Below are 26,361 nucleotides of genomic sequence, written 5' to 3'. Positions count from 1 at the left end.
GGTGAATACGGTTATTGCGTTTATTCTGATTTTTGGGGCCCTAGTATTTTTCCATGAGCTGGGACATTTGGTTTTAGCGAAGCGTGCAGGGATACTGTGCCGTGAATTTGCCATCGGATTCGGGCCGAAAATCTTTTCCTACAAGAAGAATGAGACCGTCTATACCATTCGCCTATTGCCGATCGGCGGCTATGTCAGAATGGCCGGGGAAGATCCGGAAATGGTGGAGGTAAAACCAGGTCACCATATAGGGCTCCTGTTCAATCAGCAGGATGAAATTGAAAAAATCATCTTAAACAATAAAGAAAAATACCCAAAAGCAAGAATCATTGAAGTTGAGCACGCTGATATTGAGAAGAAAATGGTAATCAGCGGCTATGAGCATGGAGAAGAAGATCAGCTCAAGCAGTTTAACGTCGCTAAACGTTCCTTTTTTGTTGCAGATGGCCAGGAAACTCAGATTGCCCCATATGACCGGCAGTTTGGTTCAAAAACACTTGGTCAGAGAACCGCCGCAATCATTGCCGGACCGATGATGAACTTTGTGCTCGCATTCGTTGTTCTTTTCGGACTTGGACTGATTCAGGGAACACCGATGGACAAACCGATTTTCGGTGAACTGACTGAAGACGGTGCAGCCATCGAATCGGGCATTAAAGAAGGCGATGTAATCAAAACAATCAACGGCAGGGAAGTAAATACATGGACGGATGTCACAAAAATCATCAGCACAAGTCCTGAAAAGGAACTGACATTCGCCGTGGTAAGAAACGGGGAGCCTCAGAGCATCAAGGTCGTTCCTAAAGCAGAAAAGGCCGGAGACCAGACGATTGGACGTGTAGGATCCTATGCTCCTATGGAAAAAGGCTTTTTTACAGCGCTTGAGCATGGAGCTACTCAAACCGTCTTTTATACGAAAGAAATATTGGTCAGCCTTGGAAAGCTGATTACAGGCCAATTTTCCATTGATATGCTTTCCGGACCCGTAGGAATTTATGATGTAACCGGACAGGTGGCGCAGTCAGGATTTGAAAACCTGCTCAGATGGACCGCTCTATTAAGCATTAATCTGGGGATAATGAATCTTCTTCCGATTCCGGCGCTTGACGGCGGGAGGCTCATGTTCTTTGCCGTTGAGGCCGTAAGAGGAAAGCCGATCGACCGTCAGAAAGAAGGGGTGGTCCATTTTATCGGCTTTGCTCTGCTTATGCTTCTGATGCTTGTAGTAACCTGGAATGATATCCAGCGATTCTTCTTATAAAACCGGCAAGGTTAGAGGGGTGTACTGATTTCCTCCATCGTTGCCATCGGAACGGGAGTGCGGGGCTCCTGCAGGGAAACAGGCTGCAGGAGCCTCCTCCGGTGCGGAAATCAGCTGGCCCGTAACAGAGCCGTAAAATTCAGCCGATTGAACGGGGTGCAGAAATGAAACAGAGTTTAACGTTTATACCTACATTAAGAGAAGTCCCTGCAGATGCAGAAATAAAAAGCCATCAGCTTCTGCTGAGAGCCGGCTATATCCGCCAGAATACGAGCGGGATATACAGCTATCTCCCGCTCGCCCAGAAAGTGCTTCAAAACATTCAGGGCATTGTGAGGGCAGAGATGAACAATGCCGGAGCATCTGAGCTGTTTATGCCAGCTATGCAGCAATCCGAGCTGTGGCAGGAATCAGGAAGATGGTATTCTTACGGTCCTGAGCTCATGAGGCTTAAAGACCGGCATGGAAGAGAATTTGCACTTGGAGCGACTCATGAAGAAGTTATTACGAGCCTGGTACGAGATGAAGTCAAATCGTATAAACGGCTTCCGCTTGCTCTTTATCAGATCCAAACCAAATTCAGAGATGAAAAGCGTCCTAGATTCGGCATTCTAAGAGGGCGGGAATTCATTATGAAGGACGCCTACTCATTCCACTCCTCTTTTGATAGTCTTGATGAGATGTATAGCAAAATGTTCAGGGCGTATTCCAACATTTTTGAAAGATGCGGCTTGAATTTCCGCGCAGTCATTGCGGACTCCGGAGCTATGGGAGGAAAAGACACGCACGAATTCATGGTGCTTTCTGATGTAGGTGAGGATACAATCGCCTACTCTGATCAATCAGGCTATGCAGCAAACATTGAGATGGCCCCCGTCACAGCAGAGTACTCCCGGCAAGAAGAACCGGCAGGAGAATTAGAGAAAAAAGAAACGCCTTCGCAGAGGACCATTGAAGAAGTAGCCGGATTTCTCCAAACTGAAAAAGAAAAATGCATCAAATCGCTTCTGTTCAAAGTTGATGACCGGTTCGTGCTTGTCCTTTCAAGAGGAGATCATGAGATCAACGACATTAAAGTCAAGAATCTCTTTGGAGCACGCACCGCTGAACTTGCTACACAGGAAGAAACAAAGCAGGCAATGGGATGTGCAGCAGGCTTCCTTGGACCGATAGGGGCTCCCGAGAAAATAGAAATTGCAGCCGACCATGCCGTCCGCTCCATTGTAAACGGGGTTTGCGGAGCCAATGAAGAAGGGCTTCATTTCATAAATGTGGATGCTGAAAGAGACATAAAAGCGATTCAATATGCAGATCTTCGTTTTATCCGGGAGGGCGACCCTTCTCCTGATGGAGAAGGGAAGATTAAGTTTGCCAAGGGGATAGAAGTAGGTCATGTTTTCAAATTGGGAACCAGATACTCAGTGGATATGGGTGCTTCCTACCTGGATGAGAACGGGAGATCCCAGCCGATGATCATGGGCTGCTATGGAATAGGGGTCTCCAGAACGCTTGCTGCCATTGTCGAACAGTTCCATGATGAAAAAGGCATTGTATGGCCTCAGCAGGTTGCACCTTTTGATTTGCATGTTATTCCAGCCAATATGAAATCAGAAGCACAAACAGCATTAGCTGAAAAAGTATATCAAGAGCTTGGCCAAGCCTATGAAATTCTGTTTGATGACCGGCCTGAAAGAGCAGGGGTGAAATTTGCTGATTCCGATTTGATCGGACTGCCTCTTCGCATAACTGCAGGTAAGCGGGCTGAAGAAGATATGGTTGAGCTGAAGGTGCGCAAAACGGGTGAAATGATGGATGTGCATATCAGCGAACTGGCAGAAACCGTTCGCCGCATACTTGGCTGAGCGTGAAATTGAGGAGCCAGGCATGAACGAATAAGAAATAGATAACTGAGGGTTTGGCTGCAAAGCGGCCAGACCCTTCCATTTTACATAGGGAGGAGAGAGGCAATCTTGGAAGAAAGTCTAACGGAACAGCGAAAAAGGTTTCAGCTTCTGCTTCAGCAGCTTGAGCTGACTGATGACCGCATTGTCCCTTATTTTGAGCATGCAGCCATCGCAAAGCTTACCGTTCATAAGAAACAGAAAAGATGGCATTTCGATTTTGAATTATCATCCATCCTGCCATTTGAGGTCTATCAGCTTTTTCAGGCGAGTCTCACAAAAGCATTTGCACATATCGCATCTATATCATTCTCAATAAAATCACAGCACGCTGAAGCCCGGGAATCACTTCTGCAGGATTACTGGATGGCGTCACTTGAGGATATTGATGGAATATCCCCTCCTGTTTTGTCGCTGCTGTCAGAACAGGTGCCTAAGCTTCATGGGAATAAGCTGATCATCAGCACGCGGAATGATACAGAAGCTGCGACAATTAAAAGAAAGTATACTTCTATGATTCAAGAGAGTCTTCAGGCGTTTGGTTTTCCATTGCTTCAGCTGGATGCCGAAGTGACTTTTTCAGAAGCGGATCTGAAGAAATTTAATGAGCAGAAGCTTCAGGAAGACCAGGAACGGGCAATGCTTGCCCTTACGGAAATGCAGAAGAAAGAAGAGGAGGAGGCTGACCAGGTTCCTTCTGGCCCGGTAGTGATCGGATATCAGATTAAAGACGACGAAGAGATCCGCCCGATGGACACGATCGAGGATGAAGAACGCAGAACCGTCATTCAAGGATATGTGTTTGATGCTGAAACGAAGGAACTCAGAAGCGGAAGAACGCTTGCCACAATAAAGATCACCGACTATACAAGCTCGATGCTCGTAAAAATGTTTGCAAGAGATAAAGAAGATGCCGCTCTCTTAAATGCCATTAAAAAAGGCATGTGGGTCAAAGCAAGGGGAAGCGTTCAGAACGATACGTTTGTCAGGGATCTTGTGATGATTGCCAATGATATAAATGAAGTAAAGCCGAAGGTTAGATTGGATACTTCTCCAGAAGATGAAAAGAGAGTCGAGCTTCACCTGCACTCCCCTATGAGCCAGATGGATGCTGTTACTTCTTTCAGCAGGCTTGCCGAACAAGCAAAAAAATGGGGGCATAAAGCGATTGCCATAACGGATCATGCAGTTGCGCAATCCTTTCCGGAGGCTTACTCAGCAGGAAAAAAGCATGGTCTTAAAATCCTTTATGGAATAGAAGCAAATCTCGTTGATGACGGAGTGCCGATTGCCTACAATGATGCCCGCAGGCAGCTGGAGGAAGCGGTTTATGTCGTTTTTGATGTAGAGACAACCGGTCTTTCAGCAGTCTACGATACAATCATTGAATTAGCTGCCGTAAAAATAAAAAACGGTGAAATTGTGGACCGGTTTGAATCATTTGCAAATCCCCACCATCCGCTGTCCGCTACCACCATAGATTTAACCGGTATTACAGATGATATGGTAAAAAATGGCCCGGAAGTTAAAGAAGTAATTGCCCGTTTTAAAGACTGGATCGGCGATGATGTATTGGTCGCTCATAACGCAAGCTTTGATATGGGGTTTCTAAACGCCGGGTATACCCGCTTGCTCGGAGAAGAAAAAGCGGCTAATCCTGTCATTGATACCCTTGAGCTGGGAAGATTCTTATACCCTGATCTGAAAAGCCACCGGCTGAATACACTGTGTAAAAAATTCGATATCGAACTGACCCAGCATCACCGGGCCATCTATGACGCGGAAGCCACTGGCTACCTGCTGCTGAAAATGCTCAAAGATTCTTTTGAAAAAGGGATTCAGTATCATGACGAGCTGAACAACAATATGGGGCAGGGAAATGCGTTCCAAAGATCCAGACCCTATCATGCCACTTTGCTTGCGGCAAATGATACTGGGCTGAAAAATCTATTTAAGCTTGTTTCCTTATCTCATATTCAATATTTTTACCGCGTTCCGCGTATTCCAAGGTCTGTCCTTCAGAAGCACCGCGAAGGGCTGATTATCGGTTCAGGCTGCGATAAAGGGGAAGTTTTTGAAGGGATGATGCAAAAGTCGCCCGAGGAAGTAGAAGAAACAGCCAAATTCTATGATTACCTCGAAATTCAGCCACCTGAAGTTTATCAGCATTTAATCCAGCTTGAATATGTTAAAGACCGGGATGCCCTTTTCGAAATCATGACCAATATAGCGGATCTCGGCAAAAAACTGGGAAAGCCGGTTGCTGCTACAGGAAACGTGCATTATTTGAATCCGGAAGACAGGATATACAGAAAGATCCTGGTCAGCTCTCAAGGAGGGGCAAATCCTCTCAACCGGTATGAGCATCCGAATGTTCATTTCCGCACCACAAACGAGATGCTGGACTGCTTTTCCTTTCTGGGAGAGGAGAGAGCTAAAGAAATTGTCATTGAAAACACGAATGCGGTAGCCGATATGATTGGTGAAGTAAAACCGATCAAAGACGATCTTTTTACGCCTAAAATTGAAGGTGCCGATGAGGAAGTCCGCCAGATGAGCTACGAAATGGCCGAAAGCATTTATGGAGCGCCGTTGCCGGAGATCGTAGAAGCAAGGCTTGAGAAAGAGTTGAAAAGCATCATCGGCCACGGTTTCGCTGTCATTTATTTAATTTCTCATAAACTCGTTAAAAAGTCTCTGGATGACGGCTATCTGGTGGGGTCAAGGGGATCTGTCGGATCATCGCTTGTTGCAACGATGACAGAGATAACTGAGGTTAATCCTCTTCCGCCTCATTACGTGTGTCCAGAATGCAAGCATGCAGAATTCTTTAATGACGGCTCAGTCGGCTCCGGATTCGATTTGCCGGATAAAGACTGTGAAAAATGCGCTATCCCCTATAGAAAAGATGGCCATGATATACCGTTTGAAACGTTCCTCGGATTTAAAGGGGACAAGGTACCTGATATTGATTTGAATTTCTCGGGAGAATATCAGCCTAGGGCTCACAACTATACAAAAGCTCTTTTCGGGGAAGATAATGTGTTTAGAGCGGGAACGATTGGTACCGTTGCGGAAAAAACAGCCTATGGCTATGTGAAAGGCTATGCCGGTGACCATAACCTGAACTTCAGAGCGGCTGAAGTGGACCGTCTTGTTCAAGGCTGTACGGGAGTAAAGAGGACAACAGGCCAGCATCCGGGCGGCATTATCGTTGTACCTGATTATATGGATATTTTCGACTTTTCTCCAATCCAGTTTCCGGCTGATGCAGCGGGTTCTGAATGGAAAACCACTCACTTTGACTTCCATTCCATTCATGATAACCTGCTGAAGCTTGATATTCTTGGGCACGATGATCCTACAGTGATCCGGATGCTGCAGGACTTAAGCGGAATTGATCCGAAGACCATTCCTACAGATGATCCGGAAGTGATGAAAATATTCAGCGGAACTTCCTCTCTCGGTGTGACGGAAGAAGAAATTATGTGCAAGACCGGTACGCTGGGCATTCCGGAATTCGGAACAAAGTTTGTAAGGCAGATGCTTGAAGATACGAAGCCGACTACCTTCTCTGAACTTGTCCAAATCTCCGGTCTGTCGCACGGAACAGATGTGTGGCTCGGAAACGCCCAGGAGCTGATCCATAACAGCATTTGTACCTTGAGCGAGGTAATCGGCTGCCGGGATGATATCATGGTTTATTTGATTTACCAGGGGCTTGAACCATCCTTCGCCTTCAAGATTATGGAGTCCGTTCGTAAAGGCAAGGGACTGACTCCTGAGATGGAAGAAGAAATGAGAAAAAACAATGTACCGAAATGGTATATTGAATCCTGCTTAAAGATCAAATATATGTTTCCAAAAGCGCATGCTGCAGCCTATGTTTTGATGGCGGTAAGAATTGCTTACTTTAAAGTGCATCATGCTCTCCTTTATTATGCAGCCTACTTTACTGTAAGAGCGGATGATTTCGATGTGGATGCAATGGTGAGAGGGAACACGGCTATCAAAGCCCGCCTTGAAGAAATCAGCTCCAAAGGACTGGAAGCAAGTCCGAAGGAGAAAAACTTGATGACCGTACTGGAGCTTTGCCTTGAGATGTGTGCCCGGGGCTATTCTTTTCAAAGGGTCGATCTGTACCGTTCCCATGCCAGTGAATTTATCATTGATGGAGAAACGCTTATTCCTCCGTTCAACGCCATTCCGGGATTGGGGACAAATGCAGCGCTTAATATCGTAAAAGCGAGACAGGAAGGCGAATTTTTATCTAAAGAGGATTTGCAGCAAAGAGGAAGAGTTTCCAAAACGATTATAGAGTATTTGGATAATCACGGGTGCCTGGAAGCCCTGCCTGATCAAAATCAGCTTTCGTTGTTCTAATGTTTCCTCTTTCGCTTTTGGATAGAGGGAGAGGGATTCACCCATTCCCATTTCATCTCATTCATTTGGATCAAAAAGCTGATGTTTTCGCCCTTTATTTGCATTAACCTTGTGATTATGGTATATTTTTATTGGAAATGCTGCGATAGCAGAGGCAAAGAGAGTGGGGCAACCCACTCTTTCGTTTTGGGTACGGGATTTTGGAGGCAGAACTGCCTGCCCATTTTGCCCGCTTTGCAGCAAACGTGTTTGCTTAATGGTAGCTTTACTCGATTCCCTGCTGTTACGGCAGGGTTTTTCAACAGCCGCTGAAGCTTATACGGCTGACATTTGCAAACGGGATTCAGAAGCAGAATTATGCATTTATTGTGCAATCGCATCGTTCGGCGGAGAATCCTGCTTCAGGCAAGGTCTCCGCTTTTCTTGACGTTTTTAGAATGAGATGAAATCAGCCCCGCAGGCCGAGGAGCTGAGAAGGTATCTTCATCCGGCTCCAGCGCCTGTCTTACGGGGGGATGCTGATTCCCTGCTACTCGCGGTGACCGCATTCCCGCTCCTGATGCCGGAACCCCGGCAAAGCTTGAGCCGTAACGGGCGCTTGCGCTTTTATTCCGTTAATGTGAACTTTCCTGGATATACAAGGAGGAAGAGAATGAGTAAAAAAGTAACCGATACAGTAAGCGAATTAGCCGTTCCGATCCTTGAAGAACTGGATTTGGAATTAGTCGATGTCGAGTACGTCAAAGAAGGGAAAAATTGGTTCCTGCGCGTATATATAGATTCAGAAGGCGGAGTGGATATTGAAGAATGCGGGCTGGTGAGTGAACGTTTGGGAGAAAAACTCGACGAAGTGGATCCCATCACCCATAATTACTTTCTTGAGGTTTCGTCACCCGGAGCAGAGCGGCCGCTGAAGAAAACAGCTGATTTTCATAAGGCAGCCGGAAAGAACGTCCACATCAAAACGTATGAACCTATCGATGGGGAAAAAGTTTTTGAAGGAATTCTCCAATCTTTTGACGGACATAGTCTAACTGTATTAATTACCGTGAAAACAAGGAAAAAAGAAGTGGTCATTCCGTTCGATAAAGTTGCCAGCGCCAGATTGGCCGTATCGTTCAATTTTTAAATGGCCCGCAGAATGAGAATATAACCGGACTCAGAGCCTGCCGGTGAAGATTAAAGGGGGAAGTTGGAATAATGAGCAGTGAACTTTTAGATGCCCTTACGATACTTGAAAGAGAAAAAGGGATTAGTAAAGAAATTATTATAGAAGCGATTGAAGCTGCTTTAATTTCTGCATACAAGCGGAACTTTAACCAAGCTCAAAATGTCCGTGTGGATCTAAACCGTGATACAGGCACCATGAGGGTTTTTGCCCGAAAAGATGTAGTGGACCAGGTTTTTGATCCCCGTCTGGAGATATCTGAAGGCGAAGCGCAGTCGATTCATCCGAATTACATAGTTGGAGACGTAGTGGAGATGGAAGTTACACCTAAAGATTTCGGCAGAATCGCTGCCCAGACGGCTAAGCAAGTTGTAACCCAGCGTGTCCGTGAGGCTGAACGCGGCGTCATCTATTCTGAATTTATTGACCGCGAAGAAGATATTATGACAGGTATTGTCCAGCGTATTGATTCAAAGTTTATTTATGTGAGTCTTGGAAAAATAGAAGCTCTTCTCCCGGTTAACGAACAAATGCCGAATGAACAGTATAAGCCTCATGACCGGATTAAAGTTTTTATTACAAAGGTAGAAAAGACAACAAAAGGTCCTCAGATCTTTGTTTCCAGAACACATCCGGGACTTCTCAAGCGCCTTTTTGAAATTGAGGTTCCTGAAATCTATGATGGTACAGTCGAAATTAAATCGGTAGCACGGGAAGCGGGGGACCGCTCCAAGATCTCTGTTCACTCCGACAATCCTGAAGTGGATCCGGTTGGCTCATGTGTAGGACCTAAAGGGCAGCGGGTTCAGGCCATCGTAAACGAGCTGAAGGGCGAGAAGATTGACATTGTCCGCTGGTCCAGCGATCCCGTAGAATTTGTCGCAAATGCATTAAGTCCTTCCAAAGTGGTTGAAGTGAAGGTTAATGAAGAAGATAAAGCGACAACCGTCATCGTTCCTGATTATCAGCTATCTCTTGCGATCGGCAAGAGAGGTCAGAATGCAAGGCTTGCCGCTAAACTTACGAACTGGAAAATCGATATTAAAAGTGAATCTGATGCAGCAAAGCTCGGTTTGCTGAATGAGAATGCTGATAAACCGGATGAAGCTGAATATGAGCTTCAGGATGATTTTCAAGACGAGTAAGAGGTGAACCGGATGAATCCAGGAAGAAAAATCCCTTTGCGCAAATGCGTTGCAACCGGTGAAATGAAGCCGAAAAAAGAAATGGTCCGCGTAGTCCGCTCCTCGGAAGGCGAAGTATCAGTTGATCCAACCGGGAGAAAAAACGGCCGCGGTGCTTATATAACGTTGGATAAAGAATCTATTTTACTGGCCCAAAAGAAGAATATCTTATCCAATCAGCTGAAAACAAAAGTAGAGGATTCTGTTTATGAAGAACTGATTTCACTCGCTGAGAGCAAAAAGCGATGAATCAGCCGAAATGGAAATCTCTGCTTGGATTGGCCAATCGAGCACGCAAAGTCATTTCCGGCGAGGAACTCGTTATTAAAGAGGTTCGTCACAGCCGGGCAAAACTAGTTCTGCTCTCCAAAGATGCATCCGATAACACAAGGAAAAAAGTGATGGATAAATGCCGCACATACAACACTCCAGTCGTGCATGTTGAAAGCAGATATGAGCTTGGACATGCAATTGGCAAGGATGCAAGAGTAGTAGCAGCTGTTTTAGAACAGGGATTTGCTGCGAAGCTGAAGGACTTGCTCGATTAAATTTTTTGGGGGTGAACACATGACAAAAGTGAGAGTATATGAATACGCAAAACAGCATAATGTGTCAAGCAAAGAAGTCATTTCAGCTTTAAAAGAAATCAACGTGGAAGTGTCCAACCACATGGCAATGCTCGAAGATGCACATGTGGGGAAATTAAATCAAAAATTTTCTGCCGGCAGCACGCCGAAAAATCAAGGATCGGCACCTAAACCTGCCGGAAAGGGGAATGCAGCCATTAATTCTCAAGGAAGCGGTGGACAATCCGCATCAATGAAAAAAACATCATCCAATAATCAAAGCCGTCCTTCTTCCGATCAACGGAAAAACACCCAGCAGCGCCCTGGTGATAAAAAGGGACCGCAGAGCGGAAGGAATAACAGCATGAATCAAAACAATAACAGAAGAAATACCAGCGGCGGCCAGAAAAAAGGCGGCAGCCGAAACAGCAATCAGCGCCCGCAGACTCACCATCAGCCGGAAAAACCGAAAAAAGAGCTGCCAAGCAAAATTACCTTTACAGGTTCACTCACAGTCGGTGAGCTTGCATCCAAGCTGTACAAAGAGCCATCTGAAATTATTAAAAAGCTCTTGATGCTTGGTGTTATGGCAACCATTAATCAGGATCTTGATAAAGATACAATTGAGTTAATCGCAGGGGAATACGGGGTAGAAGTCGAAGAAGAGATTCTTTTTGATGTTACCGAGTTTGAAGGGTATGATCAAACGGATAATGAAGCTGACCACACAATCCGTCCGCCTGTAGTTACAATTATGGGTCACGTTGACCACGGTAAAACGACTCTTCTTGATTCCATCCGGAACACGAAAGTGACAGAAGGTGAAGCTGGCGGTATTACCCAGCATATCGGTGCCTACCAGGTAGAAGTCAACGATCGCAAAATTACTTTCCTTGATACTCCGGGACATGCCGCATTCACAACGATGCGTGCGCGGGGAGCGCAGGTAACAGACATTACCATTCTTGTTGTTGCAGCAGATGACGGCGTTATGCCGCAGACTGTAGAAGCCATCAACCACGCTAAAGCTGCAGAGGTCCCAATCATTGTCGCCGTTAATAAAATGGATAAACCGAGTGCGAATCCGGACCGGGTGATGCAGGAGCTGACAGAGCATAATCTTGTTCCGGAAAGCTGGGGAGGCGAAACGATCTTTGTTACGGTTTCTGCTTTAAAAGGAGACGGCATTGATGAACTGCTTGAAATGATTCTTCTTGTCAGTGAAGTCGAAGAGCTGAAAGCAAATCCGAAGCTGCGTGCAACGGGTACGGTTATAGAAGCTCAGCTTGATAAAGGGCGCGGATCGGTAGCCACTCTTTTAGTTCAAAATGGATCTTTAAAAGTTGGGGACCCTATAGTTGTCGGAAATACTTTTGGCCGTGTTCGCGCCATGGTTAACGACATCGGTCGCCGTGTAAAAGAAGTCGGCCCTTCTGCCCCTGTCGAGATAACAGGACTGAACGATGTTCCTCAGGCAGGAGATCAGTTCATGGTTTTCGCTGACGAGAAGAAAGCGCGCCAGGTTGGGGAAGCACGAGCTCAAAAACAGCAGGTTGAACAGCGCGGCGAAAAATCCAAACTGAGTCTTGATGATTTGTTCGAACAGATCAAACAAGGCGATGTGAAGGACATCAATTTGATTGTAAAAGCAGACGTTCAAGGTTCTGTCGAAGCACTTGCTTCTGCCCTGCAGAAGATTGAAGTTGAAGGTGTAAAAGTTAAAATCATCCATACAGGCGTTGGAGCCATCACGGAATATGATATTATGCTTGCATCTGCTTCAAACGGAATCGTCATCGGATTTAACGTCCGTCCCGACACAAACGCGAAGAGAGCAGCCGATGCAGAAAAGGTAGACATTCGCCTTCACCGCATCATCTACAAAGTTATAGAAGAGATTGAGTCCGCTATGAAGGGGATGCTTGATCCTGAATTTGAAGAAAAAATCATCGGTCAGGTTGAAGTGCGCCAGACGTTTAAAGTATCAAAAATTGGAACCATTGCAGGAGGCTACGTTACAGACGGAAAAATCACCCGCGAGAGCGGAATGCGTCTGATCCGTGAGGGAATTGTGATTTTCGAAGGGGATGTCGATGTTCTCAAACGATTCAAGGATGATGTGAAAGAAGTCTCACAAGGCTACGAATGCGGGATTACAATTAAAAATTTCAATGATATTAAAGAAGGCGACATTATTGAAGCCTATGTTATGCAGGAAATCGAGCGCAAGTGATCGGCCGCGTCCACTGTGAATGGATGATTTATGACTCCTTTTCCCTTAAGGACAAACGATCTGTTATGAAACGGATCATAACCAGAGTGAAGCAGCAATATAACGTTGCTGTCTCCGAGCTTGATTATCAGGATTCATGGCAAAGAGCAGGAATTGGCATTGTCACGATTTCTTCTGATAAATCACAGGCTGAGAAAGAGCTGAACAGGGTTCTTGCGTTTATCGACTCCTTTCCGGAAATAGAAAGAACTTTAACCGAATTTGAATGGTTATAAGGATGGAGTGAAATTATGAGCATCAGATCAACTCGTGTCGGTGAGCAGATGAAAAAGGAATTAAGTGAAATCATCGGCAGAAAAATAAAAGATCCGAGAATTGGATTTGTAACGGTTACGGATGTCCGCGTTTCCGGAGATTTGCAAATTGCCAAGGTTTACATCTCTGTACTGGGAGATGAAGAGCAGCGCGAAAGCACACTCAAAGGCCTCGCGAAAGCAAAAGGCTTTATCCGCTCAGAAATCGGACAGCGGATCCGTCTTAGAAAAACACCGGAAATTCAGTTTGAATTCGATGAATCCATCGATTATGGAAACCGGATTGAAACGCTAATACACGAAATCAATCATTCCGATACCGACCGGGAGGATTGACCGGAAAAGGATGGCCTGCACGGATTTTTCTCCTCTCTTACCTGCGGGGGCACATGATGTGCTCTCCAAGAGGGGGCAAAAGAATCTTCCTGCATAAGCCATCCTTTTTTTGCTGAATGAAACCGCGGCCGGAAAAGCCCGCCCTGTTCTTAATTCTGTCCAGCAGCCTTATAGGAAAGCGGCATTCACCCTCTACTAATAAGTTCAAATCATTATCCGAAAGCAGGTGCTCGTATGGAAGGCGTATTGCTTGTAAACAAGCCGGCGGGAATGACCTCCCATGATTGTGTATTCAAGACCAGGAAGCTATTTAAAACAAAAAAAGCGGGGCATACAGGAACACTTGATCCCGATGTCACCGGCGTTCTCCCGATTTGTCTTGGACGGGCTACGAAAATTGTGGAATACTTAACTGCGTCCAGCAAAACGTATGAAGCCGAAGTAACACTCGGAATATCCACAGCAACTGAAGATGCTTCCGGAGAGATCATTGATCAGCAGGAGCTTTCAGAGAAACCGGATGAATCAATCATTGATGAGCTGCTTGCTGGAATGGAGGGGGAGCTCACCCAAACCCCGCCTATGTATTCAGCGGTAAAGGTAAACGGGAAAAAGCTCTATGAATACGCAAGAAAAGGCATGGAAATAGAACGTCCTTCCCGGACCGTCAAAATTCATTCAATCGAAAGAATTTCCAGCGTTGTGATGAGAGAAACATCGGCTTCGTTCAAGTTCAGGTTACATTGTTCAAAGGGAACGTATGTGAGGACACTTGCTGTTATGATTGGAGAAAAGCTTGGCCTCCCTGCACATATGTCCTATCTCATCAGAACCCAATCCGGGCAGTTTTCTCTTTCGCAATGCATGACATTTGAGCAAATCGAGCAGCGGCTCGCAGATGAAACGCTTCGTCTGATCCCGATATCTGAGGCGCTCAATCATTTGCCGAAATGGGTAATAAATGATACATTAGCAGAGAAAGTGAAAAATGGTGCGGTACTTCCAGTGCCGGAGCCATTTAAGGATGCAGACCCGGACGCAAGAATTACCGTTTATGATGAACAGGGTACTTGCCTTGCGATTTATCAAAAGCATCCATCTAAACCATCCTTTAAGCCTGCAAAGGTTTTATTTATTGACTAATCATTCGCGGCCGGCTACTGGCGGCTATAAGAAAAGGTGAAGGATTTCGTGCAAACGTATAAGATCTCGCATCCGCATCAGCTAAAGAAAGCAGATTTGAATAAGACGGTGCTCGCTCTCGGTTATTTTGACGGAGTACATAAAGGGCATCAGGCTGTGATGAAAACAGCTGCCGATGCAGCTGCGGAAATGGGAATCTCCTGGGGTGTCATGACCTTTCATCCGCATCCATCCATCGTACTCAGAAAACAAAAGGTTTCTGAGGCGATTACTCCGCTTGAGGATAAAATCGAGATGATTGAAGAGCTGGGGGCCGATTATCTGTTTGTTGTGGAATTTACAGAAGCGTTTGCGGCATTAGAGCCGCAGGAATTCGTGGACGAATACATAATCGGCCTTCATGTCCAGCACGTGGTGGCTGGCTTTGATTTCAGCTACGGAAAGCTTGGCAAAGGGACAATGGAGACCCTTCCATTTCACTCAAGGGGGCAATTCAGCCAGACAACCGTGCCTAAGCAGAAGCATTCTGACCGGAAGATCAGTTCCACGCTTATCCGGGAAGTGATCCGGAATGGAAATGTTGAATATGCCGCGATGCTTTTAGGAAGGCCATACTCGGGCAGAGGGACGGTCATACATGGGGATAAAAGAGGCAGGACAATCGGGTTCCCGACCGCTAATATCCTCTTGCACGATTATTACATTTCCCCTCCGACCGGCGTGTATGCTGTAGCGGTTAAAATTGGCGGGCAGCTCTATAACGGGGTATGCAATATTGGCTATAAGCCGACTTTTCATAAAGACAAGGCCCCGAAACCGAGTGTCGAAGTCCACATTTTTGATTTTAATCGGGAAATCTACGGGGTAAATGCAGAAGTTTACTGGTATAAAAGGATAAGAAGCGAGCAAAAATTTAATTCTGCTGAAGAATTAATCGAACAAATTGCAAGAGACAAGCAGGCAGCGGAAGAATATTTTCGAACCTGCTGACAATTCCCTTGCTTTTTATCTTAAATCATAGTATTCTTATGCTTGTAACTTTAAAACCATTGCGTGGCAAGTCGAGTCACCGACGCTTGCTGGGTAATCGGGGATTATAAGAAATTAGGAGGTGAACAGGATGGCTATCACTCAAGAACGCAAAAACGATCTGATCAATGAGTACAGAACTCATGATACGGATACTGGATCTCCAGAGGTCCAAATTGCTATCCTTACTGAACAGATTAACACATTGAACGATCACTTACGCACACACAAAAAAGACCACCACTCACGTCGCGGTCTATTGAAAATGGTAGGTAAACGCCGTAACTTGCTTACTTACCTGCGTAATAAAGATGTAACTCGTTACCGCGAGTTGATCACGAAGCTGGGATTACGCCGTTAATCTCAAAAAAGCGGGAGCATTCCCGCTTTTTTAATGCAAAAGAAAGAAAAGGATCCACATAACAGGATCTTCGGAAAAACGGTGTTCAGCCATGGGCCGGAGGAATCTGTCTCTAGCAGGCGCCGCTTTCCGATTCTTTTTGAATACAGCTATTTACATATAGACGTATCATTGATATGTTCATATTAATTAGTCCATACTAATAAATAATGGTTCATTATTACATATGAAGAGTTAGAGAGGAGCACACGCATTTATGGGTCAAGATAAGCATGTCTTTTCCATTGATTGGGCAGGCAGAACGCTGACTGTTGAAGCCGGCCAGCTGGCTAAGCAAGCAAACGGGGCAGTTCTGATTCGCTACGGCGATACAGCTGTATTAAGCACGGCAACGGCTTCCAAGGAACCGAAAGCGGTCGATTTCTTTCCGCTGACGGTTAACTATGAAGAGCGTTTATATGCAGTAGGTAAAATCCCGGGAGGATTTATTAAAAGGGAAGGAAGGCCCAGTGAAAAAGCAATCCTGGCCAGCCGGCTGATTGACCGTCCGATTCGTCCGCTGTTTGCTGACGGATTCAGAAATGATGTGCAAGTCATCAGCATCGTGATGAGTGTGGATCAGAATTGTTCTTCTGAGATGGCAGCAATGTTTGGTTCTTCCCTCGCTTTGACGATTTCCGATATTCCGTTCGAAGGCCCGATTGCTGGCGTTACAGTTGGAAGAATCAATAATGAATTTGTTGTAAATCCAACGGTCGAGCAGATGGAAAAGAGCGATATCAATCTCGTAGTAGCCGGAACAAAAGACGCCATCAACATGGTAGAAGCAGGAGCTGACGAAGTGCCTGAAGAAACCATGCTTGAAGCAATCATGTTCGGACACGAAGAAATTAAGCGCCTGATTGCATTTCAAGAAGAAATCGCCTCTCAAATTGCCAAAGAAAAGATTGAGATCAAACTTTTCTCTCTTAATGAAGAAATAGAGCAAAATATCCGGAACGCTGCTGGAGCAGACTTGAACCAGGCGATTCAGGTTCAGGAGAAGCATGCGCGCGAAGATGCCATTCAAGCTGTTAAAAAGCGTGTAATGGAAAGCTATGAAGAGCAGGAAGCGGATGAAGAGACACTTAAACAGGTCAAAGAAATTCTTTCCAAGATGGTTAAGGGTGAAGTGCGCCGTTTGATTACCGAGGAAAAAATCCGTCCTGATGGACGGAAACCGGACGAGATCCGTCCTCTTTCTTCTAGTGTAGGACTGCTTTCGAGAACGCACGGTTCCGGCCTGTTTACCCGGGGGCAAACACAGGCACTCAGCATTTGTACGCTTGGGGCACTTGGTGATGTTCAAATCCTGGATGGTTTAGGAATCGAAGAATCCAAGCGCTTTATGCATCATTATAACTTCCCGTCCTTCTCCGTTGGAGAAACAGGGCCGCTCAGAGGACCTGGACGCCGGGAAATTGGGCATGGAGCACTGGGGGAACGCGCACTTGAACCAATCATTCCTTCTGAAAAGGATTTCCCTTATACAGTCCGCCTTGTTTCTGAAGTTCTTGAATCCAACGGTTCAACTTCCCAAGCCAGTATTTGTGCAAGCACGCTCGCTATGATGGATGCAGGTGTTCCGATAAAAGCTCCTGTAGCAGGAATTGCAATGGGACTTGTTAAAACGGGTGAACACTACTCTGTCCTGACAGATATTCAAGGAATGGAAGATCACCTTGGAGACATGGACTTTAAAGTAGCGGGTACATCAAAAGGTGTAACAGCTCTTCAAATGGATATTAAAATCGAAGGTTTATCTCGTGAAATTCTTGAAGAAGCACTTCTTCAGGCGAAACGCGGCCGTATGGAAATTCTTGATTCTATGCTTGCTACTATCAGCGAACCTAGAAACGAGCTGTCCCCATACGCTCCTAAAATTATGATGATGTCGATCAATCCGGATAAAATCCGCGACGTAATTGGACCAAGCGGAAAGCAAATCAACAAAATCATTGAAGAAACTGGCGTAAAAATTGATATTGAGCAAGACGGTACAGTCTTTATTTCATCTGTTGACGAGGCAATGAATCAAAAAGCGAAGAGCATTATTGAGGATCTTGTCCGCGAAGTTGAAGTTGGACAAATGTACCTTGGTAAAGTTAAGCGCATTGAAAAATTCGGTGCATTCGTAGAAATATTCAGTGGAAAAGACGGGCTTGTTCATATTTCCGAGCTCGCTGAAGAGCGAATCGGCAAAGTAGAAGACGTGGTTTCCATTGGAGATGAGATTATGGTCAAGGTCACTGAAATTGACAAGCAGGGCCGAGTCAATCTTTCGCGAAAAGCTGTCCTCAAAGAGCAAAAAGAGGAACAAAATTCGTAAAACCATTGAAGCCAGGGCAACCCGGCTTCTTTGTTTTTTACACGCTTTAGCCTTTTAAAGTGAGCATCAGCAGATACCCGGTGCAGGATTTCAAGGATTGTCCGCATTCGTTGAAGACATCGTTCTACCTTGTCCCCTTATTACATATTTTGATACAAAAGGGGGAAAGGTAAATGCGAGGAATCAGAATGAAATTTGCTGTGACCATTTTGCTCATGATCATCACCGCCGGAGTGATGCAAAATTCTTATATATCTACCTATGTGCTGGAGTTGAAATCGGCGGATGTAGAAGCTGTTAAACCTGCCGGAGGGATTTGCGAGGAAATAAAAACGAAATCAATTGAATACAGCGTGCCGGCTAAAGACGCTGAGGTACATACAATCTGGAAGGCTACACCCGGATACAATGGCCGGGAAGTGGATCTTGAAGCATCCTGCACAAAAATGAACAAAATCGGCATGTTCAAGAAGGAGCTTCTCGTTTTCAGAGAAACAAAACCAAAGGTGCATCTATCCGATCTGCCGCCAGCCCCTATTTACAGGGGGAACCCTGAAAAGCCAATGGTTTCTTTGGCGGTGAATGTGGCATGGGGAAATGAGTATTTGCCAAAGATGCTGGATGTGCTTGAAAAACATCATGCAAAGGCTACTTTTTTCCTGGAAGGCAGATGGGCAAAAGAGAATCCCAAGCTTGCAAAAATGATTGCGGAAGCAGGACATGAAATCGGAAACCATTCTTATACTCATCCGGATATGAAAAAGCTCTCGAATGAACGCGCAGCCATACAGATGAAACAGACCAATGAAGTGATTAAAGCGGTCACAGACCGCAATGTCCGTTGGTTTGCACCGCCGAGCGGAAGCTTTTCGGATGAGACCGTGAAGGTAGCTTCCAGTTTGGGAATGAGGACGGTTTTATGGAGTGTTGATACAATAGATTGGCAAAATCCTGCTCCAGAGCAGCTGATTCAGCGAGTAATGAATAAAGTGCACCGCGGGGCTATTGTTTTGATGCATCCGACCAAGCCTTCAGCAGAAGCGCTTGACCAGATAATATCCCGGATCAATGAGCAAGATCTTTCACTCGGAACAATCTCCATGCTCATGGATGAATCCAGGTCTGAAGGAAGCCGTTAGATGCAGAGAATCAGAGGCAGATAGGAGGAATAAAATTGATTAAACGGTATACATGTCAAAACGGGGTAAGAATTGTACTTGAAAATATCCCCACTGTGCGCTCAGTCGCATTAGGGGTTTGGATAGGAACGGGTTCAAGAAGTGAATCTCCTCAAATTAATGGGGTTTCCCATTTTTTAGAGCATATGTTCTTTAAAGGGACAGAAACGAGATCGGCCAGAGATATTGCCGAAGCGTTTGACAGCATCGGCGGACAAGTCAATGCGTTTACTTCCAAGGAGTACACCTGTTATTACGCAAAAGTGCTGGACGAGCACGCAGGAATGGCTCTTGATATATTATCTGATATGTTTTTTAACTCCGCTTTTGATGAAGAGGAGCTGAAAAAAGAAAAGAATGTAGTCTATGAAGAAATTAAAATGTATGAAGACACACCGGATGATTTGGTTCATGACTTGCTCAGCAAGGCAGCGTATGGCAGCCATCCGCTCGGCTATCCGATTCTTGGTACGGAAGATACGCTCTCTTCATTTAACGGAGACTCGCTGAGAGAATACATGTCCCGTTTTTATATTCCTGAAAACATTGTAATTTCTGTTGCAGGAAATATCACAGAATCATTTATTTCAGAAATTGAAGAGAAATTCGGATTTTATGAATCCCCTCATAAACCGGAAGCTTTTGAGAAACCCATTTTTATGAATCAAAAGCTTTCCCGGAAAAAAGAAACAGAGCAGGCGCACCTTTGTCTTGGGTACGAAGGTCTTGAAATCGGCCATGATGATGTTTACAGCCTGATTGTGATGAACAACGTTCTCGGCGGCAGCATGAGCAGCCGTTTATTCCAGGACGTCAGAGAGCAGAAAGGCTTGGCGTATTCTGTATTTTCGTACCACTCTTCCTACGCGGACAGCGGCATGCTGACGATATACGGAGGCACAGGAAGCAGCCAGCTGGATGTATTATACGACACCATCCAGGAAACTTTAAGCACATTAAAAGCAGACGGGATTACAGCAAAAGAGCTGATGAACAGCAAAGAGCAGATTAAAGGGAATCTGATGCTGAGCCTTGAAAGCACAAACAGCAGGATGAGCCGGAACGGCAAAAATGAACTTTTGCTTGGAAGACACCGGTCATTGGACGAAATGATTGAGAAAATCAATGAAGTAACGGAAGAAAGTGTGAACAGGCTGACAACGGATATTTTCAGCCGCCCATATTCTCTTTCGCTGATCAGCCCTGACGGAGATTTGCCGGAAAGCCTAAAAAAATAAGCAAGCTGCGAAAGACAATTCTTACATTTTCGATCAGGCAGCAGCCTGGGATATTGAAGCAAGGTTAGACTTCGGGACCCCTATTATTAAGACCGGACGCATAAAGCGTCCGTTTTTTTTGTTTTTAATAATTATATTATGTAAACAGAAAACCTGATTATTATCATGCTCACTGAGGTATTTTCTTTAGCTCCGGATGATACATATAGGGTAAGGAGTGATGACGATGAGACTGAGTGATATGAGCGGCAAAGAAATCGTTGATGTGAAAAGAGCAGAAAGGCTTGGCATTCTCGGGCAAACGGATTTAGAGATTAATGAACAAACAGGACAGATTACAGCACTGGTGATCCCTTCCCAAAAATGGTTTGGCATGCGCAAGCAGGGAGCAGAAGTGAAAGTCCCATGGCAGCATATAAAAAAAATCGGGAATGATATGATCATCCTGGATGTTCCGGATTCTGAAATTGCCCAATTAAATGCCCCGAGCGAATGACCTTGTCATCGCTTTTTTTTTTGCCTCCTTTATGCTGGATTGAATCAAAAATATGCTCAAGGTGTTTTGAAATAAGCATAAACATTCACCCGGCACCTATCCCTCTCATATACTGTGAGCGCAAGTAATTTATTAAATGATCAGCAGGCGCATTACATGGTTCTGCAGGAACTGCAAAATATCAACTCCAGAACAAGATGAAGAAGGTGACAAGACCTTATGTTAACCGGCTTAAATATTGCTGTCATCGGCGGTGATGCAAGACAGCTTGAAGTCATAAGAAAACTTACGGAGCTCGGGGCGAAAATTTGGATGGCTGGCTTTGATCAGCTTGATCATGGTTTTGCTGGCGCAGCTAAAGCGAAAATGGATGAAATTGACTTTTCTGTGATTGACGCTGTTATTCTTCCCGTACCAGGGACAACAATGAATGGGACTGTCGATACAGTGTTTTCTAATGAAGAAATTGTACTCACAGATGCTTGGATTCGCCAAACTCCTGAGAAAGCGGTTGTCTATTCCGGGATCAGCAACGCATTTTTAGACCAGCTCCTGCAATCTGCCGGGCGAAAGCATGTTCAGCTATTTGAAAGAGATGATGTAGCAATCTATAATTCCATCCCGACTGCAGAAGGCACGATCATGATGGTCATTCAGAATACAGATTTTACGATTCATGGATCAAAGGTGAGTGTGCTGGGACTTGGACGGGTTGGTATGAGTGTGGCGCGTACCTTTGCCGGCCTTGGTGCAAAGGTTAAGGTGGGAGCGAGGAAATCCTCGCATCTGGCCCGCATAGAAGAAATGGGGCTCACTCCATTCCACCTGAACCAGATTGCAGACGAAGTGTCAGGGTCGGACATTTGCATTAACACCATTCCCCATCTGATAGTGACGCCTGCCGTATTATCCGGACTGCCTTCCCATGCGCTTGTCGTTGATTTAGCTTCCAAGCCGGGCGGAACGGACTTTAAGTTTGCAGAAAAACGCGGCATCAAGGCTATGCTGGCTCCAGGTCTGCCCGGAATTGTAGCCCCTAAAACAGCCGGCCAGATTCTTGCGAATGTGTTAACCCAGCTGCTGGGTGAGCAGTTAAAAGAACGGAAGGAGTCCTCAACATGAATGTGAAAGGGAAAACGATCGGCTTTGGATTAACGGGCTCACACTGCACGTACGATGCTGTATTTCCTCAGATCCAAAAGCTGGTTGAACTAGGGGCGAATGTGCTTCCGGTTATAACGAATACGGTAAGATCAACAGTTACCCGTTTTGGAGACGGGGAAGACTGGGTTGCAAGAATTGAGGAAGCGACAGGGAGCAAGGCAATTGACACAATCGTTAAAGCCGAACCGCTTGGACCGAAAATTCCCCTCGATTGCATGGTCATAGCCCCATTAACCGGAAACACAATGAGCAAGCTTGCAAATGCGATGACGGAGTCTCCAGTATTGATGGCAGCGAAAGCGACGATGCGGAACAATAAGCCGGTCCTTCTCGGGATCTCAACAAATGATGCGCTAGGATTAAACGGCGTCAACCTGATGAGGCTTATGGGAGCAAAAAACGTCTTTTTTATCCCCTTTGGCCAGGATCATCCAGAGAAAAAGCCTAACTCCATGGTAGCAAGAATGCAAATGCTCGTTCCATCTGTTGAAGCAGCCCTCGAGCATAAACAGATTCAGCCGGTAATTGTTGAAAGATTCAGGGACGAAGAATAAAAGGGATTGCTCCAGCATTCAGGTAAAAAATTCGTTCACAAATTCAGCAATGTGTTAGAATATTATCTAACATCAATAGCACACATAGTTGATGAATGGATTGCGGAAGGGGTTATGGCAAATGAGCTCAAATGGATACCGTGTTGCAGTTATTGGCGCAACAGGTGCCGTAGGCCAGCAGATGCTGAAAACGCTGGAGGAACGTGATTTCCCGATATCAGAATTGAAATTACTCTCGTCAGAACGGTCGGCGGGCACAACCATTACGTTTAAAGGCAAGGCCTATACAGTAGAAGCAGCACAGCCTGAAAGCTTTGAAAATATTCAAATTGCTCTGTTTAGTGCAGGCGGCAGTGTTTCCAAAGAACTGGCTCCTGAAGCTGTGAAACGCGGAGCGATTGTTATAGACAATACAAGTGCATACCGCATGGATCCAAACGTACCGCTCGTGGTACCGGAAGTAAACGAAGATAAATTAAAAACCCATAACGGCATCATAGCCAATCCGAATTGTTCAACCATCCAGATGGTAGCTGCTTTAGAGCCGATCCGCAAGGCGTTTGGACTTAGTAAAGTAGTCGTATCCACCTATCAGGCCGTTTCAGGCGCAGGATCAGCAGCGATTAACGAGCTCAATGATCAAACGCGGGCCATTTTGGACGGACAGGAATTTACGCCGTCTGTCCTGCCTGTGAATGGGGATGAAAAGCATTATCAAATCGCTTTTAATGCGATTCCTCAGATCGATAAATTCCAGGAAAACGGCTACACATTTGAAGAAATGAAAATGATTAATGAAACAAAGAAAATTATGGATATGCCTGAACTGGCTGTCGCAGCCACTTGTGTCAGGCTGCCGGTGGTTACGGGACATTCTGAGTCGGTTTACATCGAAACCGGAAGCAGCGATGCAAGTGCGTCAGATCTTCAAAGACTCATGATGGAGGCTCCCGGCGTTACCCTTGAAGACAATCCAGCGGAACAGCTTTACCCGATGCCTGCAAATTGCGTCGGCAAAAATGATGTTTTTGTAGGCAGAATCCGAAAGGACCTGGATCAAAGCAACGGCTTCCATTTATGGATCGTTTCAGATAATCTGCTCAAAGGCGCAGCCTGGAACTCTGTACAGATTGCTGAAAGTCTTATTAAGCTTGAACTGGTTTGACAGCCGGCAGCTGGCCTGACGAGCAAGGTTTTTACAGTTTGGCCGATAAAACCTGAACGTTAATCAAGCTTAAAACATAGCTGGTTAATAGGGAAGAGAGCTGGGCGGCTGTCCCTGCTCTCTTCTCATGTTTATCAGTGCGCAGGATACGAACAATCGAGGTGTAAAATATCATGAAAATTTTAGTTCAAAAATTCGGGGGCACTTCAGTAAAGGACCATGAAGGCCGTGATCAGGCATTCAGACACATAAGCCTCGCGATTGAGCAGGGATACAAAGTCGTCGTCGTAGTTTCGGCAATGGGACGCAGCGGCGATCCTTATGCCACAGATACTCTTTTAAGCTTGCTGTACGGGGAAGCAGAAGATATTACTGGCAGAGAACATGACTTGCTGCTGTCCTGCGGAGAGACGATTTCCTCCGTCGTTTTTTCGAGCATGCTGAAAAAGAAAGGCATTAAATCAGCAGCTCTAACGGGGGCTCAGGCAGGGTTTATCACGAACGGTGATCATACGAATGCGAAAATACTGGAAATGGACTGTTCCAGGCTTAAAGAAATGCTGGGAACCTATGACGCAGCGGTTGTAGCGGGCTTTCAAGGAGCTTCACAGAACGGAGACATAACGACACTCGGACGCGGCGGAAGCGATACGTCAGCTGCAGCTCTCGGTGCGGCACTAAACGCTGAATATATTGACATTTTTACAGATGTGGAAGGGGTCATGACTGCAGACCCGAGAATAGTTGAAAGCGCCCGTCCATTAGTAAACGTCACCTATACAGAAATCTGCAACCTTGCCTACCAGGGTGCAAAGGTTATCCACCCGCGTGCTGTAGAAATTGCCATGCAGGCAAAAGTTCCAATCCGCATCCGAAGTACGTATTCGGATAAAGAAGGAACACTTGTCGCCTCCCAATCCGGAGCCTTAACCGGTGCAGATGTTGCCGAACAGCTCATTACGGGAATCGCTCACCTGGCCAATGTGAGCCAGATTAAAGTAGCGGCAAAACGGGGAGAATACCATACCCAGACAGATGTGTTCAAAGCGATGGCAAAAAACAGCATCAGTGTTGATTTCTTTAACATCACACCAAATGAAGTCGTTTATACGGTTCCAGGCGCGGTTACGAAAAAAGCCGTTGAAATCCTGGAGTCAATGGGGTATCATCCAACTGTAACGCCAAAATGCGCGAAAGTTTCAGTTGTTGGTGCATCAATCATGGGAGTGCCCGGAGTTATGGCAACGATCGTGTCTTCCCTATCTGAAAAAGGAATCCAGATCCTCCAGTCAGCTGACAGCCATACGACGATATGGGTGCTGGTGAGCGAACAAAATATGATAGAGGCAGTAAATACGCTTCATGAAGCGTTCGATTTATCAAAGTAATGACGTACAGATGAAGGAGAATGCATATGGCACGTTTTGGAAGAGTATCCACGGCAATGGTGACGCCATTTGATTTTGCCGGCAACATAGATTTTAAAAAAACATCACAACTGATTGAATACTTAATTGCGAACGGGACCGATTCAATTGTCGTTGGAGGAACAACCGGAGAATCCCCGACACTGACTTTCGAAGAAAAAGCGGCTTTATTCAGCCATACCGTGAAAGAAGCTAACGGCAGAATTCCTGTTATCGCAGGTACAGGGAGCAACGATACAAGAGCATCCGTCGAATTGACAAAAAAAGCGGAAGAAGCAGGGGCCGACGCGGTCATGCTCGTCGCACCTTACTACAACAAGCCTTCTCAGGAGGGAATGTATCAGCATTTTAAAGCCATTGCCGCAAGCACAAAGCTTCCGGTAATGATATACAGTGTTCCAGGCAGAACGGCTGTAAAAATGACGGCTGAAACGATTATCCGCTTATCGGAAATCTCTAACATCGTTGCGGTAAAAGAAGCAAGCGGTGACCTGGAGCTAATCGCTGAAGTAATTGAAAACACAAGCGATGATTTTGATGTTTACTCCGGGGATGACAGTCTGACTCTGCCTGTCATGGCAATCGGAGGAACCGGAATCGTTTCTGTAGCTTCCCATGTAATCGGGAATGAAATGCAGAAAATGATAGAAGCTTATGCTCTTGGCAATGTAAAAGAAGCGGGCGCCATCCACCGCCGGATTCTCCCGGTTATGAACGAAATGTTTGCTGCACCAAGTCCTGCTCCGGTAAAAACCGCCCTTCAGTTAGCCGGCATTGATACTGGCTCCGTAAGGCTCCCGCTGCTTCCCCTATCTGAAGCAGAAAGAACCCGGCTCATGAGAGTAATGGCAAGTCTTCATAAATCCTGAATCGCTTCATCATTCTAAAGAAA

General features: G+C 45.6%; 22 protein-coding genes. All 22 read left to right on the top strand.

Annotated features, from left to right (window positions below):
• The first annotated feature begins 1 nt into the window (after position 1).
• The 22 genes from rseP (at position 2) to dapA (ending at position 26,338) form a co-directional block, all read left to right on the top strand.
• A complete protein-coding gene (gene rseP / locus ACQCVE_RS03530) occupies positions 2–1,261 on the top strand; it encodes an RIP metalloprotease RseP (RefSeq protein WP_426844415.1) in 1,260 nt (419 codons plus the stop codon).
• A 164-nt stretch (positions 1,262–1,425) separates the two neighbouring features.
• On the top strand, positions 1,426–3,123 hold the full coding sequence (locus ACQCVE_RS03525) for a proline--tRNA ligase (RefSeq protein WP_426861639.1): 1,698 nt from the start codon (positions 1,426–1,428) through the stop codon (positions 3,121–3,123).
• Positions 3,124–3,231: 108 nt separating this feature from the next.
• Positions 3,232–7,545, top strand: coding sequence for a PolC-type DNA polymerase III (locus tag ACQCVE_RS03520; RefSeq protein ID WP_426861637.1), 4,314 nt, complete (start codon positions 3,232–3,234; stop codon positions 7,543–7,545).
• A gap of 652 nt (positions 7,546–8,197) precedes the next feature.
• Positions 8,198–8,674 (top strand): ribosome maturation factor RimP, encoded by a 477-nt coding sequence (gene rimP, locus ACQCVE_RS03515; RefSeq protein WP_426861635.1) that lies wholly within the window; start codon positions 8,198–8,200, stop codon positions 8,672–8,674.
• 71 nt (positions 8,675–8,745) lie between these two features.
• Positions 8,746–9,858, top strand: coding sequence for a transcription termination factor NusA (gene nusA / locus ACQCVE_RS03510; protein WP_426844411.1), 1,113 nt, complete (start codon positions 8,746–8,748; stop codon positions 9,856–9,858).
• A gap of 12 nt (positions 9,859–9,870) precedes the next feature.
• On the top strand, positions 9,871–10,146 hold the full coding sequence (gene rnpM, locus ACQCVE_RS03505; RefSeq protein ID WP_426844410.1) for an RNase P modulator RnpM: 276 nt from the start codon (positions 9,871–9,873) through the stop codon (positions 10,144–10,146).
• Positions 10,143–10,445: a YlxQ family RNA-binding protein gene (locus ACQCVE_RS03500; protein ID WP_426844409.1), complete on the top strand. Its 303-nt coding sequence runs from the start codon at positions 10,143–10,145 to the stop codon at positions 10,443–10,445. Before rnpM ends, ACQCVE_RS03500 begins: the two co-directional genes overlap by 4 nt.
• 19 nt (positions 10,446–10,464) lie before the next feature.
• Positions 10,465–12,696: a translation initiation factor IF-2 gene (gene infB, locus ACQCVE_RS03495; RefSeq protein ID WP_426861633.1), complete on the top strand. Its 2,232-nt coding sequence runs from the start codon at positions 10,465–10,467 to the stop codon at positions 12,694–12,696.
• Positions 12,693–12,971, top strand: coding sequence for a DUF503 domain-containing protein (locus tag ACQCVE_RS03490; protein WP_426844407.1), 279 nt, complete (start codon positions 12,693–12,695; stop codon positions 12,969–12,971). The genes infB and ACQCVE_RS03490 overlap by 4 nt, the downstream gene beginning before the upstream one ends.
• Before the next feature lie 15 nt (positions 12,972–12,986).
• On the top strand, positions 12,987–13,346 hold the full coding sequence (rbfA, locus tag ACQCVE_RS03485) for a 30S ribosome-binding factor RbfA (protein ID WP_426844406.1): 360 nt from the start codon (positions 12,987–12,989) through the stop codon (positions 13,344–13,346).
• A 234-nt stretch (positions 13,347–13,580) separates the two neighbouring features.
• Positions 13,581–14,489 (top strand): tRNA pseudouridine(55) synthase TruB, encoded by a 909-nt coding sequence (gene truB, locus ACQCVE_RS03480; protein ID WP_426861631.1) that lies wholly within the window; start codon positions 13,581–13,583, stop codon positions 14,487–14,489.
• A gap of 48 nt (positions 14,490–14,537) precedes the next feature.
• On the top strand, positions 14,538–15,479 hold the full coding sequence (gene ribF, locus ACQCVE_RS03475; RefSeq protein ID WP_426861629.1) for a bifunctional riboflavin kinase/FAD synthetase: 942 nt from the start codon (positions 14,538–14,540) through the stop codon (positions 15,477–15,479).
• Between the two features lie 130 nt (positions 15,480–15,609).
• On the top strand, positions 15,610–15,879 hold the full coding sequence (gene rpsO, locus ACQCVE_RS03470) for a 30S ribosomal protein S15 (RefSeq protein WP_035411804.1): 270 nt from the start codon (positions 15,610–15,612) through the stop codon (positions 15,877–15,879).
• A 256-nt stretch (positions 15,880–16,135) separates the two neighbouring features.
• The gene (pnp, locus tag ACQCVE_RS03465; RefSeq protein ID WP_426844403.1) at positions 16,136–18,247 is read left to right on the top strand and encodes a polyribonucleotide nucleotidyltransferase; all 2,112 of its coding nucleotides are present in this window, start codon (positions 16,136–16,138) and stop codon (positions 18,245–18,247) included.
• 173 nt (positions 18,248–18,420) lie between these two features.
• Positions 18,421–19,386, top strand: coding sequence for a polysaccharide deacetylase family protein (locus ACQCVE_RS03460; protein ID WP_426844402.1), 966 nt, complete (start codon positions 18,421–18,423; stop codon positions 19,384–19,386).
• A 35-nt stretch (positions 19,387–19,421) separates the two neighbouring features.
• Positions 19,422–20,663: a M16 family metallopeptidase gene (locus tag ACQCVE_RS03455; protein WP_426844401.1), complete on the top strand. Its 1,242-nt coding sequence runs from the start codon at positions 19,422–19,424 to the stop codon at positions 20,661–20,663.
• Between the two features lie 226 nt (positions 20,664–20,889).
• Positions 20,890–21,159 (top strand): YlmC/YmxH family sporulation protein, encoded by a 270-nt coding sequence (locus tag ACQCVE_RS03450; RefSeq protein ID WP_426844400.1) that lies wholly within the window; start codon positions 20,890–20,892, stop codon positions 21,157–21,159.
• A gap of 219 nt (positions 21,160–21,378) precedes the next feature.
• On the top strand, positions 21,379–22,281 hold the full coding sequence (dpaA, locus tag ACQCVE_RS03445; protein WP_426844399.1) for a dipicolinic acid synthetase subunit A: 903 nt from the start codon (positions 21,379–21,381) through the stop codon (positions 22,279–22,281).
• A complete protein-coding gene (dpaB, locus tag ACQCVE_RS03440; RefSeq protein WP_426844398.1) occupies positions 22,278–22,877 on the top strand; it encodes a dipicolinate synthase subunit B in 600 nt (199 codons plus the stop codon). The genes dpaA and dpaB overlap by 4 nt, the downstream gene beginning before the upstream one ends.
• A 121-nt stretch (positions 22,878–22,998) precedes the next feature.
• Positions 22,999–24,042 carry an aspartate-semialdehyde dehydrogenase gene (asd, locus tag ACQCVE_RS03435; protein ID WP_426861628.1) on the top strand — a complete coding sequence of 348 codons (1,044 nt, stop codon included), beginning with the start codon at positions 22,999–23,001 and terminating at the stop codon, positions 24,040–24,042.
• A gap of 173 nt (positions 24,043–24,215) precedes the next feature.
• Positions 24,216–25,430 (top strand): aspartate kinase, encoded by a 1,215-nt coding sequence (gene dapG / locus ACQCVE_RS03430; protein WP_426861626.1) that lies wholly within the window; start codon positions 24,216–24,218, stop codon positions 25,428–25,430.
• 26 nt (positions 25,431–25,456) lie between these two features.
• The gene (dapA, locus tag ACQCVE_RS03425) at positions 25,457–26,338 is read left to right on the top strand and encodes a 4-hydroxy-tetrahydrodipicolinate synthase (protein ID WP_426861624.1); all 882 of its coding nucleotides are present in this window, start codon (positions 25,457–25,459) and stop codon (positions 26,336–26,338) included.
• Positions 26,339–26,361 lie beyond the last annotated feature (23 nt).

This window comes from Metabacillus sp. 113a, assembly GCF_050107635.1.
Taxonomy (GTDB): domain Bacteria; phylum Bacillota; class Bacilli; order Bacillales; family Bacillaceae; genus Metabacillus_B.
Note: the sequence above shows the minus strand (reverse complement) of the source record. Positions and strands in the feature narration are given on the sequence as shown.